The sequence below is a fragment of the Gilliamella sp. W8136 genome (assembly GCF_016101285.1).
Taxonomy (GTDB): domain Bacteria; phylum Pseudomonadota; class Gammaproteobacteria; order Enterobacterales; family Orbaceae; genus Gilliamella; species Gilliamella apicola_N.
In genome coordinates, this window is record NZ_JACFQU010000003.1 from 150,349 (window position 1) to 166,080 (window position 15,732).

The window sequence follows — 15,732 nt, forward strand, 5'->3', positions numbered from 1 at the left end:
ATACATAATGATTATAAATTAATAAAGTTAATACAATTTTGCAGGCAAAAAAATGAAAGAAATAAAACTCACTCCTTATCAATCAATATTTTATTATGAATGGCTAGCCAACCCGTCAAGAAGCGATTACAACATTGTCTCTGATAATATAATCTCTGGAGAGCTTAATAAAGAAAAACTTTTTGACAGTTTCAGGAATGTTATTAATGAGCATTTTGTTTTTCGCAGTTTCATTGTAAATCAGGACGATGGTATTTTTTGGAAAAAAAGAGAATCAATTACCGAAGAGAATTTAAAAACGCTTTTAGTCTATCACGATCAACCCTTAAGTAACGAAGATATCAGTAAAATAGTTTCGGAGCCCTTTGATTTAGAGAAAGATATTCCTGCACGATTCCATATTATAAAAGTCGGTCATGAACAATATCGAAGTATTTTAGTATTTCATCATATTTTAGTTGATGGAGTAAGTACTCAGGAGTTTTGGGATAAACTAAGTCAATACTATAATGATATACCTTATGAGCTGCCGTCTTATGAAGTACAAGCTCAAATGCATCAAGAACTTAATGATTCGTATCATGAAATTTTATCAACTCAAAAACAACAGATGGAAGATTTCTGGAAAGAAGAGTTACAAGATGTTAAAAATATCGATTTTACTTTCTTAAAGTTATCAACCGAAAAACCAAAGCAATCAAATCAATTTAAGCCTTATATTAGTGAATTTACTTTTAGCTATGACGAAAATATTTATAATCAAGTTAAAACAATACGACGTAAACATAAGATAACACCTTATTTATTCGGTCAATTAGTAATGGCTTTGTTATTAAACAAAATGACATCTCAAAGCGCAATTCCCCTTGTTTATCCAATTGCTTTTAATGAAAGTAAAGAATTAATCTACGGGGCTCATATTAATACATTACCTGTTGTTTACCATTTTGAAGAAAATTCAACCTTAGAATCTGTTATTCAAAATATTCTGGTTCATTATAAAAAGGTTAAACAAACAAGTGCTAAATACTTACCAGTTTACGATATTATGCAATTTGCTGAAAATCCTAATATTCTGGATGTAGCGTTTGTGCAAACCTTTGTTCGAGACCATAAAATGAATCTCAATGGGATGATTGATGAAGGGGTTAATCATGAATTTCAAATAGATTTATCTAATAAATTGGTGTTTGAACAAGAAGAACATAACAACCGAATTAACTATCGTGTTAAATTTAGTGAACAGCAATTAGATAAACAACTGGTTGAACAATTAGTGATGTTCTATCAAAGACTGTTTATAAAATTACTTAACTATTTAAGCAATGATCAAGCCGATATTTTAGTAAATGATATTGAGTTACTGACTGAAGATGATTTGAAATTTTTAATTCATGATGTAAATCAAACTCAACAACCTTATAAGAGTGATAAAATAATTGCTCAGTTATTTGAAGAACAATGCCAAAAAACACCAAACAATACCGCTGTGCTTTTTGAACAAATTGAGATGTCTTACGCTGAATTGAACAACAAAGCTAATCAATTTGCACATTATCTTCAAGATCATTTTTCTATCAAACCAAATGATTTAGTTGGTCTTTATTTAGATCGTACCGAGCAAATTATTGTTGCTATTTTAGCTGTGCTTAAATCTGGAGCCGCTTATGTTCCGATCGATCCAACCGCACCTGATGAGCGTAATAAATATATTTTAGAGGATGCCCATATTCGTGCAGTTATTACACATTCTCATTATGTCGATAAATTGAATGTGTTAATGCCAGCCGTTGAAAGTGTTCCGGTTGATGATTCATCTTTTATTGCAACCTTACAAAATTATTCAACCGATAATACGATTATCGAAACTAAACCTAGTGATTTAGCTTATGTTATTTATACTAGTGGAACAACAGGCAATCCGAAAGGAACATTAATTGAACAACACAGTGTTAATCGATTAATTGTTGATGCTAATTATGTCGAGGTTGATGAGTCAGATCGTATAGTATGTATTGCAGGATATCATTTTGATGCATCGATTTATGAAATATTCAGTGCTTTACTCAATGGTGCTGGAGTTGTTATTACTGCTAAAGAAAATCTTTTAGATTTAGATAAATTTAATCAGTTGATTGAGCAATATCATATTACCAACTTCCTTGCTATATCAACATTTTTCAATACGTTAGTTGATGCTCAGTTGCCTAATTTAGCAAAATTGCGCTATATTCTAGCTGGAGGGGAAGCCTTATCAGCCGTTCACGTAAATAAATTCCTTAAATTATACCCGAATGTTAACCTCGTTAATGCTTATGGTCCGACAGAAACAACAACGCTTGCTACGACTTATTTAACAAATCAAAGTCAAACCTCTTTCGGTAACAATGTTCCTATTGGTGTACCATTGCCTAATACATCGGTATATGTATTGAATCCACAACGACGCCCATTACCTATTGGCTGTATTGGTGAGCTTTATATCGGTGGTGCAGGGGTAGCGCGTGGTTATCTGAACAATGTTGAGATGACCAATAAAGTGTTCATTAAAAATCCATTTCAAACAGAAGATGAACGAAAGCAAAATTACAATGATCGTATCTATAAAACAGGTGATTTAGTCCGTTTGTTGCCTGATGGTAATATTGAATATATCGGTCGTAATGACTTCCAAGTAAAAATCCGTGGTTTCCGTATAGAGCTTGGTGAGATCGAAGCGCAATTAATGATGCACCCACAGATTAAACAAGCCACAGTATTAGCACTCAATAATCAAAGTGGTTATAAATATTTAGCTGCATATTATGTTGCGGATAATGAACTTGATTCAGCAGAATTGGCTGCGTATTTAATCAATCTGTTACCGGATTATATGGTTCCTTCAACATTTGTTCATTTATTCGTTATGCCTGTAACGATTAATGGTAAAATTGATCAAAGAGCACTACCAAAACCAGTCTTACTGACCCAAACTAGCTATGTAGCTCCTAGCTCAACTTCTGAGCATAAAATCGTAGAGGCAATAGCCAGTTTATTAGGATTTGAAGCGAATGCTATCAGTGTTACTGATGATTTCTTCCGTTTAGGTGGTAATAGTATTTTAGCCATCAAATTATCCAGTAAGTTGACTCGAGAATTTGACCGTTCTATTCGAGTGGCTGATATTTTCACTTTCCGTACTGCACAAAAAATAGCCCAATTTATTGATAAGAATCAGGAAAAAAGACAGTCAATTAGTGTAATGCCTGTTGATCATATTGAACAACAATTATTGTCCTTTGCACAAGAACGTCTATGGTTTATCGATTCTTATGAAGGCGGAAGTAATGCTTATAATGTTCCATTGGTATTTAAACTAACAAGCACTACAGATATTAATCTACTTGAAAAAGCAATATACGCAATTATTGAACGACATGAAGTTTTACGTTCATTAATTAAAACCAATGCACAAGGAATTGGTTATCAACAAATTATTGATTTAGAACAATTCCCATGGAAGGTTAATAAACAAAACTGTTCAAGCAAAGCAGAACTTGAAGCTGCAATTTATGATGATCTGCATAGAATATTTATTTTATCTGAAGAATTACCGATTTATGTTTGTTGTTATCAATTTGCTGGTGACAGTTACTTAAGCATTGTCATTCATCATATTGCATTTGATGGTTGGTCAACAGATATCTTTTTGGAAGAATTAGTCAATCTTTATCATTATGTTACGGCGCTATCTCAAGGAGATGACCAATACGCTGAAACATTACGTTTACCAGCAGTCGAAGTTCAATATAAAGATTTTGCTTTATGGCAACGTAATCTTTTAAAAGGTGATTTTTTAAATAATCAATTAAATTTCTGGAAAGGACAGTTAGAAGATTTTGAACAACTTAATTTGCCTACAGATTATCCACGGCCAAGGGAAATTGATTACACGGGTCATGATATTCCTTTTGAACTTAATGAACAAATAAGTCAACAAATTCGTTCATTAGCTAATGAACTTAATGTGAGTGTCTATTCAGTATTATTGAGTGGTTTCTATTTATTATTAGGTACGTTTAGCAATCAAAAAGATGTGGTTGTGGGTTCTCCAATTGCGGGTAGAAATTATTCAGGCATTGAAAATACGATAGGCTTTTTTGTTAATACTATCGCATTACGCAAATGTATTGATCCGAAAGATAGTTTAAAATCATTCATTTTACAAACCAGTGAATTAGTTACTCAAGCTCAACAATATCAAGATTTGCCATTTGAGCGATTAGTTGATGCATTAGCGATTGAGAAAGATTCTTCACGGCACCCAATATTCCAAGTAATGTTTGGCGTACAATCATTTGGGTCAGCAATACATAATGGTAAAACTGAAGAGCTATTAACTTTATATCAAAGTGAAACTGTCACTTATCAATCTGCTAAGTTTGATATGACGGTAATGCTTGATGACTCTAAATCAGCTATTACTGGTTTATTTAATTATGCTTGCAAACTGTATCGACAAGAAACCATTGAGCACTACATCACTATTTATCAAACTATTTTAGAACAGTTTGCTCAAATGTGTGAGTCAGAACAATCGTTAACTGAAATGCGTTTAGTCGATGCAGCGACTTTCAATAAACTGATCTTTGATAAAAATAAACCGTTTCAAATTTATGCAAGAGACAAGTCTATTGCACAACTGTTTGAAGAAAAAGCCCAGCAAGTACCTGATCATATTGCAGTCATTTTCCAAAATACTGAGCTATCTTATCAACAAATTAATGAGCAGGCCAATCAGTTAGCGCGTTACTTGAAAGAACATTTTGATATAAAACCTAACGATTTGATTGGTCTTTATCTTGATCGTTCACAATATATCTTGATTTGCTACTTAGCTATTTTGAAAGCTGGTGGAGCTTATGTTCCAATGGATCCTAATGCTCCAGATACACGTAACGAATTCATAATGCAAGATGCTCAAGTTAAAGCCGTTCTTACAACCGAAAATCATTGTGATAAAGTAACGGGTTTAGCCCCTAATGTATCCATACTCGCTGTTGATCAAGCTGATTTTGTCGATAATCTAAAACATTATGCGAAAGATAATCTTTTGATTAAAGTGAAACCGCATGATTTAGTTTATGTTATCTATACGAGTGGAACAACGGGAAATCCAAAAGGAACGTTGATTGAGCATCAAAATCTTAATAACTTTATTGTTAATGCTAATTATGTCAAAATCAATTCTAACGATCGTTTACTAAGCATCTCGGGTTATCAATTTGACGGTTCTGTTTACGACCTCTACACTCCTTTGCTTAATGGTGCGACACTGGTTATTGTTGAAAAAGAGACATTTTTAGATTTAGAGCAGTTTAACGAGTTAATTGCTGATAAAAAAATCACTAATTTCTGCTGTACCACCACTTTCTTCAATGCATTAGTCGATAATGAAGTTGCTAATTTAAAATTATTAAATTACCTATTCGTTGGTGGTGAAGCTTTATCCGCACATCATGTTAATAAGTGCCATCAACTTTATCCGAATTTAAATGTTGTTAATGCTTATGGCCCAACAGAAACCACTGTATTTAGTGTTTCTTATTTAACTAACTTAGCACAAGAACCATTTACTTACAGTGTACCAATCGGTAAAGCATTAACAAATGTATCACTGTATATTTTAGATGAACAACGTCGTCCTGTACCTGAGGGGGCAATTGGTGAACTTTATATTGGTGGAGATGGTGTTGGTCATGGTTATTTACATAAACCTGAACTGACCGATAAAGTATTCATCCAAAATCCATTCCAAACTGTTGTTGAAAAGGCGCAAAATTATAATGCGCGAATCTATAAAACAGGCGATTTAGTGCGTTATTTAGCGGATGGCAATGTTGATTATATTGGTCGTAATGATTTCCAAGTTAAAATTCGTGGATTTAGAATTGAACTTGCAGAAATTGAAACTTGTTTAGTCAATCATCCTGATATTAAGCAAGCTGTCGTGCTAGCTTTGAAAAATAGTGCTGGCGCTAAATATATTGCTGCTTATTATGTGGCTAAACAACCATTGAGCCAAGAACAACTCGTTGGTTATTTACAGCAATCTCTTCCTGAATATATGATTCCGGCTGCGTTTGTTCATCTTGACGCTATGCCAATGAACATGAATGGTAAATTGGATCGTAAGGCGTTGCCAACACCACAGCTTCTGGATGAGCAAAACTATGTCGGCCCAACAAATGAAACTGAGGCTATTTTCTGTCAAACCTTTGCAAATATACTTGGTTTACAGGCCAATGAAATCAGTATTCATGATGATTTCTTCAAACTCGGTGGAGACAGTATTAGCAGCATTCAACTTACCAACCGAATTAAACAGGCTCTTAATTATTATCTATCAATTAAAGATATTTTCAATTTAAGAACGGTAGAAGCTTTAAGTAATCATGTAATTAATAATCGCCATGAAGCCAAAGTCAGAGTGGAAACCGAACAAGGCATTTTAACTGGAACTCTTGAACTTTCACCTATTCAGCAGTGGTTCTTTAAAGAAGTTGCAGTTGGCCGGTTCCCTGACTATCACCATTGGAATCAAGCATTTTTGCTTAAAGTTCCAATGCTTGACGTTGATTTACTCAAACTAAGTGTCCAAAAATTGCTTGAATATCATGATATGTTACGAGTTAATTATCATGATTCAGTTGCAACTTATCAATCACTACCAGAGAGATTTCCATTTTCTACTCAAAATATTTCTGGTTGGTCTCAAGATAAGATTCACCAATTATTGACCGATTGGCAAAGTCATTTTACCTTTAATCAAGGGGTATTATGTCATTTTGGTTATTTAATCGGTTTTGATGATAATTCTGCTCGTATCCATGTTGCTGCGCATCATTTAAATATTGATGCAGTAAGTTGGCGTATCATTAAAGATGATCTAGAAGCTATTTATCACTATTTAAGCCAACAATCATCCGTTGATGCCCATATCAATGTGAAAGATATTTTAGGTGAAAAAGGTAGTAGTTATCGTCAATGGGTCAATAAACAACAGCAATATCCAACGCTTATTGCCAATGCGCAAGAGCCTGCTTATTGGCAAACTATTTTGGCAGATATTAATCAGTATCATAATCACCTTGATCAATATCGTTTTGATACGCTATATCAAGCCAAAATGCAGCTGTCTAAGACGCAAACATCTCGTTTACTTAGTCAGGTTAATAAGGTATATGGAACTGAAATTAACGATATTTTATTAACCGCACTTGCACAAGCGTTAAAATTGGTATTCAGTGGTAATGATCACTATATTTTATTAGAAGGTCATGGACGAGAAGATCTCTACACTGAAATGGATATTAATAACACGGTGGGTTGGTTTACCAGTATGTATCCAGTTAAACTAATGGTGAATAACCATAATGTTATTAATAATGTTGCCATGATTAAAGATACCTTAAGACAAATACCTAACCATGGTGTAGGTTATGGCTATTTGGTAGGTTATATTAAACAAGCTTTACCAGCGATTAGTTTTAACTATTTAGGTCAATTTGACAGTACTGAAAAAGCTAATAAATGGCGATTTAGTGATGAAGATAGCGGTTTAGCAATGTCTTCTAATAATCGCATGACTGACTTTTTATCCGTTAATGGCGGTATTTTGGATGATCAATTACAATTTGCTATTACAGGATACGTCAATAATGTACACGGTGAAGCTTTAGTTACGGTCTTTACTCAACAGCTTAATGAGCTCATTGATCAATTAGTACTGATTGAACGTAGCTATTTGACACAATCTGATATTAATAACGTGATCTCTCCAACACTGCTTAATTCATTACAGAGTGATAAAGAAATAGAAGCAATTTATCCTGCAAATAGTTTACAGCAAGGGTTTATATATCATGCTGTATCGCAGGGAGATTCAGATAACGCTTATCGAATTCAGATGATTTGGGATTATCACAATTCACTGAATATTAATTTGCTTGAACAAGCATGGCATTTTACACAGCAAAAATTCCCATCATTACGATTACGTTTCTCATGGGTGGAAGAACTGGTACAGATTATTGATAAACAATCTGATTTTGCTTGGCAATTTGTTGATCTTAGCAATCAAACTCAAGAGCAACAACAAGTCAGTATGAATAAATTGATTAAGCAAGATGAACAAATCGGTTATGATTTAATGAAAGGCCAACTATTTAGAGTGACCTTAATTAAATGTTCTGATGAGAATTATCGATGTTTATTTAATAATCATCATGCTATTTTGGATGGTTGGAGTTTACCTGTCTTACTAAATGATGTGCATCAAAATTATTTAGCTTTATTACATCAAAAAGAGATGACTATCCAAGAAGATAGCAGTTATTTAGCTGCACAATCTTACTTACAAAGTAAAACCAATGAGACAGCATCATTCTGGAAACAATACCTTAATGTTGAACTTGAACCTGAAAATCTAGAGAGCTTACTTAAAGCGGATTTAAGGCATATTAACTTAGCTGACCATAAATATGTTGAAAATCCACAAGAAATTTCGATAGAGATTGGTTCCCAACAATGTGAACAATTAAAATCATTATGTAAAAATAATGAGTTTACATTAAATGCTTTGGTTCAATATTGTTGGCATCAACAATTAAGCATTTTTGGTAATAGTAAAACTACCGTTGTTGGTATGACGGTATCGGGTCGTAATTTGCCGATTGACGGTATAGAAAATTCTATCGGGCTTTATATTAATACCTTACCTGTAATTTTAGAGCATAGTGATGGTAGCGTCATTGAAACCATCAAAATGTTACAATCACACATTAATAATGTGAATAATAACAGTAATATTAATCTGATTGAATTACAAAAATCGGGTACACGTCTATTTAATTCATTATTTGTATTTGAAAATTACCCATTATCAGAAAGCGAAGAAGATGAATTAAAAATTGTGTTCCAAGGCGGTCATGAAAAACTCGACTATCCTCTCGGAATTGTGGTCTTCGAAGCTGCTGGTAAGCTATCGATTAAAATCAAATATGCTGGAGAACTCTTTAATGACTTAGCTATTAAACGTGTATTGAAAGGAATAGAATTAACCTTAACACATTTAGCTAAAAATCCAGCTATAGAGGCATCTAAGCTTAACTTATTAACTGAGCAAGAGTATGACCAATTAATTGTTAACCAACAAAAGAATATCGTTCCATTTGAACATCATAAACTCGCGAGCCAATTGTTTGAAGAGCAAGTTCAGAAAACACCTGACTCTATTGCCGTTGTTTATGAAGGAATAACATTAACTTATCAAAGTTTGAATGAACAATCGAATCAACTGGCAAATTATTTACGATCACAATTATCAATTCAACCTGATGATTTAATTGCGTTATATTTAGATAAATCGCAATACATGATAGTCAGTATTTTAGCAGTGCTTAAAGCTGGGGCTGCTTATGTACCAATTAGTCCAAGTACGCCAGCAGAACGAATAGAGTTAATTCTTAATGATACTAAAGCAAAAGGTGTGTTAACTCATGCTCATTATGCTAAAGAATTAACCCAATTAAAAACTGAATGGCAACCAGAAGTTATTGCTGTTGATGATCCATCTATGGGTAACAAACTTTCACAGTTTGATAAACACAATATGGTTACTTCAACACAAGCCCATCATTTGGCGTATGTTATTTATACGAGTGGTACCACTGGACTACCAAAAGGTGTGATGATTGAACACCATGGAATAGCTAATTTAGCAACAGTTCAGCAAGACATTTTAGATCTACAACCATGTCATCATGAACAAGATCAGAAAAACGTTCTGTGGTATTCAAATTATATTTTTGATGCGCATGCTTTCGAAATATATAACGCCTTACTTAATGGTCATCAGTTGCACATTCTGTCAGAAGATAAACGTCTAGATTTTATAGCATTATCAAAATATACCCAAGATCAACATATTGATTTTGCCTTTATCCCACCAGCGTTACTCGATCAAGATGAGCTGCTTTCAGTCCCTGTTTTAACAGTGGGGGGTGAAGCTGTTAATGCTAAATTAGTGAATCGATATTGTCAGCAGGGTATCAAGTTAATTAATGTTTATGGACCAAGTGAAACGACTGTCTGGGCTATGGCTCATCGTTATAGTAAAGATGACCTAAATACAGATTTGGGACAAGCCATTAAAAACGTTACTTTGTATGTTCTTGATGAATATTTGCGTCCTGTGCCTCCTGGTGTTATTGGAGAATTATATATCGGTGGTGCGGGTGTCGGTCGTGGTTATCTAAATAACCCTGAATTGACAAATCAGTCATTTATCGCAAATCCATTCCAAACCAGTGAAGAAAAAGCGCAAAATTATAATGCTCGAATTTATAAAACGGGCGATCTGGTTCGTTATTTACCGAACGGTCATATTGAATATATTGGTCGTAATGATTTTCAGGTTAAAATACGCGGTTTCAGAATTGAATTAGGTGAGATTGAAACAAGATTAATCAGTCATCCTCAAATTAAGCAGGTGCTTGTTGTGGCGCTGACTAATAATCAAGGTAATAAATATCTTGCTGCTTATTATGTATCTGATACAGCCATAGATCAGACTGAATTAACCCGCTATTTAGAACAAACATTACCTGAGTATATGGTTCCAGCAGCCTTTGTTCATCTAATGGTTATGCCTGTTAATGTGAATGGCAAAATTGATCGTAAAGCATTGCCAATGCCTAATTTTGTTATGCAAGAAAGTTATGTTGCTCCTAGTACAGAGACTGAACAACAGTTAGTTGCAGATATTGCTGAACTATTAGGGATGGATATCGACTCAATTAGTGTGGCCGATGACTTCTTTAGATTAGGTGGTAACAGTATTTTAGCTATTAAATTGTCAAGTAAAATAGCTAAAACTTTCGAACGTGATGTGCGTGTGGGTGATATTTTTACCTATCGTACCATTCAGGAAATTGCGAAATTTATTGACAGTAATCACCAAAAACGTCAATCAATTACCAAACAGCAGGTGGCTAATGAACAAGAACAGAGATTATCCTTTGCGCAGGAACGTTTATGGTTTATTGATTGTTATGAAAGTGGTAGCAACGCCTACAATATACCATTAGTATTTAAACTTCTGCCAGAGACTAATATCTCGTTTGTTGAGCAAGCGTTACAAGAAATTGTTCAACGCCATGAAGTATTGCGTTCATTAATTAAAAATACCGCAGATGGTGTTGCCTACCAACAAGTGATGAGTTTGCAACAACAACCGTTAGCAATCGAAAATCATTATTGTGATAGTCAAGCTGAATTAGATAAAGCGATTCATAATCATGTATACAAAGTATTCATGTTATCTCATGAATTACCGATCTCGATTTGTCGCTATCAATTAGCTCAAGAGAATTATATGAGTATTGTGATCCACCATATTGCATTTGATGGTTGGTCAATTGATCTGTTCATTAATGAGTTCAGACAGTTATATCAATACTATGAAGCTTTATCTTTAGGTGATAGTAATCAAGCGGTTGCACTTAACTTGCCACCTGTCGAAGTGCAATATAAAGACTTTGCTTTATGGCAACGACAGTATTTGCAAGGTGATATTTTGAATCAGCAATTGCGGTTCTGGCAAGATCAACTAGCTGATTTTGAACCGCTTAATTTGCCGACTGACTATGTTCGTCCGCAGCAAATTGATTATACTGGTCAAAATCTCATGTTTGAGCTTGATTATGATATCAGCCAACAAATACGGTCATTAGCAAAAGAGCTTAATGTTAGTGTTTATTCTGTGCTACTAAGTGGTTTCTATTTACTACTTAGTTCATTTAGCAATCAAAAAGATATTGTCATTGGTTCACCAATTGCTGGAAGACATTATCAGGGTACAGAAAATACCATTGGCTTCTTTGTTAATACATTAGCATTAAGAAAATGTATTGAACCAAGTGACAGCCTAAAAATGTTCATTTTGCAGACCAGTGAATTAATTACGCAAGCTCAACAATATCAAGATCTACCATTTGAGCGCTTAGTTGATGCATTATCGATTGAAAAAGATACTTCAAGGCATCCTATTTTCCAAGTAATGTTTGGCGTACAGTCATTTGGTGAAGATGGGAAAGAGGATAATTTATTGCAACGTTATTATAATGACAATGCAAGTTATCAAGCGGCTAAGTTTGATATGACCGTGATGCTTGATGATTCTAAACCAGCGATAACGGGCTTGTTCAATTATGCGACTAAACTCTATAAGTCGCAGACGATTGAACACTATATCACTATTTATGAATCAATCTTGCAGCAATTTACTAAGATGTATCAACAGCAACAAACTCTGACAGACTTACGTTTGATTGATAACTTAACTTATCAAAAAGTGATCTTTGATTGGAATAAGACGCGTTGCGATTATCCAACCGATGTGACAATGCATCAATTGTTTGAAAGACAAGTATTAAAAACACCAAATAATCTAGCTTTAGTTTATGAAAATGATCGCTTGACCTATCAAGAGCTTAATGAACAAGCTAATCAGCTAGCATATTATTTGCGTGAAAACTTTAATATTCAGCCTGATGATTTGGTAGCGATCTGTCTTGAACGTTGTAAATATATGTTGGTAAGTATCTTAGCTATCTTGAAGGCAGGAGGGGCCTATGTACCAATGGATCCTAATATGCCTGAAGATCGTCTCAGTTATATGATAGAAGATACCAAAGCTAAGGTTGTATTAACGACTAACTTAAGTTACGAAAAGATCAATTCTTTAGTTTCTAAGGATCAAGTTGCATTGAACTTGCAATCCTCACAAACGATTGATTGCTTAAGTAAATATCCAACAACTAATCCAACGCCATTGGCACAACCTAAAAACTTAGCTTACGTGATTTATACCAGTGGTACGACCGGTAAGCCAAAAGGTGTAATGTTAGAGCACCAAGGTGCGGTAAACCGTATTATTTGGATGAATAACGAATATCCGATTACTGAAAAGGATCATATTTTACAAAAAACAAACTATACCTTTGATGTGTCGGTGTGGGAGCTATTTTGGGCGAATTGGTATGGTGCTTGTATTGTGTTTGCTCATTCAGAACTTTATAAAGATAATGTCTATCTTGCAGAGTTGATTGAAGCTGAACAAATCACTGTATTACATTTTGTACCATCTATGTTAGTTGCATTTGTGGAAACATTAGAAGCGCAACCTAATTTGGTTCCAAAAGTTCAGGGATTAAAATATCTGTTCTGTAGTGGTGAAGCACTTAATCTTTATGAAGTGAAAAAATGTCAAGTGTTGATGCCAAACTGTGAGGTACATAATCTTTATGGACCAACAGAAGCAACCATTGACGTACTTTATTATGATTGTAATAATCCGAATATTTCACAAGTATTAATTGGTAAACCGATTGCTAATACTTCGGCTTATGTTCTTAATGAATTATTACAGCCAGTGCCTATTGGCGGAATAGGTGAGTTGTATGTCGGTGGTGATAATGTCGCTAGAGGTTATCTAAATAACATTCCATTATCAAATGAACGTTTTATTGCTAATCCGTTCCAAACGGAAGCAGAAAAAGCACAAGATTACAACGGTCGAATTTATAAAACTGGCGATCTTGTTCGTTCTTTAGCTGATGGTAATATTGAGTATTTAGGTCGTAATGACTTCCAAGTTAAAATTCGCGGATTCAGAATTGAACTTGGTGAAATTGAAGCTCGATTAACCCAGTATAATGGAATCAAACATAGCATTGTTATCGCTTATGAACAGGCTTCGGGCAGTAAGTATTTGGTTGCTTACTATCTTGCTAATGAGGAGATTGATAGCCAATTATTACAAGCTCATTTAAATGAAACTTTACCGGGATATATGATTCCGTCAGCATTTATATATTTAACTGAATTACCTATTACTTCAAATGGTAAGTTAAATCGTCGAGCTCTACCAAAACCAGAGCTTACCGATAAGGTTGAATATGTCGCGCCAGAAAATGATGCTGAAAGAACATTATGTGAAGTCCTTGCTAATATCCTTAAAATTCCTGCTGAAGAAATTAGTATGCAAGATAGTTTCTTCCGATTAGGTGGTAATAGTATCTTGGCTATGATGCTTAATAACCGAATTAATGATGCGTTTAAAGTTAAAATGCGTTTAGTTGATATTTTAGGTGTCAACACAATTCGGGAATTAGCGAAAAAAATCTCAACGGCTAAACAGCAGTTTAATCCTATTGTGGAATTAAGAGTTGATCATGAAAAACCACAAATTTTTATGATTCACCCTGGACTAGGCGGTTGTGATGTTTATCAATCATTAGCGAATAAGTTATCCTCAAAATACAGCTGTTTTGGTGTAGATTCTTACAATTTATATCATGACAAACCTATTGAGGATCTCAATGTATTAGCGCAATATTATCTGGATCATATCAGTAAAGTTGCAACAAAAGATCAGCCAATCAAATTACTTGGTTGGTCTTTAGGAGGCAACATTGCGTTACAAATTGCAGTACTACTTGAGCAGCAAGGAATCGAAAAGATTGAAGTTTATCTATTGGACACTTGGCTATTAAAAGAGCAGGATTTAGAACAATATAATCATCCAGTAAACATTACTCATGCTATGGATCGATTAAATCTACCTGCCCATGTACGCGATCAGATTGAGGTTTATGCAAAAATTGATAACAAGCTCGTTATACAGCCAATATCTGCTCAATTGAAACAGACTCAAGTTGTGTTGTTTAAAGCTGAACAGATTGAACAAGGTGGAGATTTAGCTGAAAAATATGTATTAAATAATATTGATACTTATTTGCAGGATAATTCTCAATTAAAATTGGTTAAGTTAGATTGTGATCACTACACAATTTTATCTCATGAACAAGAGATCTTAGCTCAAATTTTATAACCTTAATATAAACTATCCCCTTAAAATAAAGTTTATTTTAAGGGGATGCTTTTTAGGTAAAGATAATGAACTTCATTTATTTAGCGAATATCAATAACCTATCGTGGTCTGTTTTACAAGATCAAAAAAAAATACTTAGCCACTCCGCGCAGTTAGATATCGAGAAATTCAGATTTGAGCAAGATAAATGCCGCAGTTTAGTTGGCAAAATGCTGTTGCTCTATTCTTTACAATGTCATGAACAATTTCAACAATCCCACTTACCCATCATGGATTATGGTCTTTATCGAAAGCCATTTATTCGTTCAATAAAAGGGCATTTTAATATTTCACATTCTCATGATTGGGTTGCTTGTGTATACAGTAGTAACGGTGAAGTTGGCATTGATATTGAACATGTTAAACCCATCAATATTATTGATTATCAGGATGTTATGACAGAAAATGAGTACCAAAGAGCACTTAATCATCCAAATTTTGACTTCTTTCAATTATGGACATTAAAAGAAGCAATTATGAAAGCTCAAGGGCAGGGATTCTATCTCTCACCATCTTCGTTTGAGTTACCTTTCCCCTTTTATAATGATGAGATTGTGGAAATTAACCACACACGTTGGTTTGTTTATAGTCAAAGCTTTGCCAATGAATATAAGTTGTCGTTGGCTTCTTTATATCCAATCGTTGAAAATGTACAAGTCATTCCATTGCAACTCGATCAATTTTGGCAGTAATTAATTATTGAAGTGACACTTAATTATAAAATAGATAAAATAGCAAAAATTATACATTTATAAAAT

The 15,732-nt window shown here is 34.0% G+C and carries 2 protein-coding genes; both read left to right on the top strand.

From position 1 onward, the window contains the following. Positions 1-52 precede the first annotated feature (52 nt). On the top strand, positions 53-14,935 hold the full coding sequence (locus H3T96_RS02755; protein WP_144091210.1) for a non-ribosomal peptide synthetase: 14,883 nt from the start codon (positions 53-55) through the stop codon (positions 14,933-14,935). A gap of 65 nt (positions 14,936-15,000) precedes the next feature. After that, positions 15,001-15,666, top strand: a complete 666-nt coding sequence (locus H3T96_RS02760; RefSeq protein ID WP_086327012.1) for a 4'-phosphopantetheinyl transferase superfamily protein — start codon at positions 15,001-15,003, stop codon at positions 15,664-15,666. The last annotated feature ends 66 nt before the right edge of the window (positions 15,667-15,732 follow it).

Bases quoted from the DNA above. Each gene is read 5' to 3' on its own strand.
- H3T96_RS02755 (WP_144091210.1), top strand. From the start codon at position 53: ATGAAAGAAATAAAACTCACTCCTTATCAATCAATATTTTATTATGAA.
- H3T96_RS02760 (WP_086327012.1), top strand. From the start codon at position 15,001: ATGAACTTCATTTATTTAGCGAATATCAATAACCTATCGTGGTCTGTT.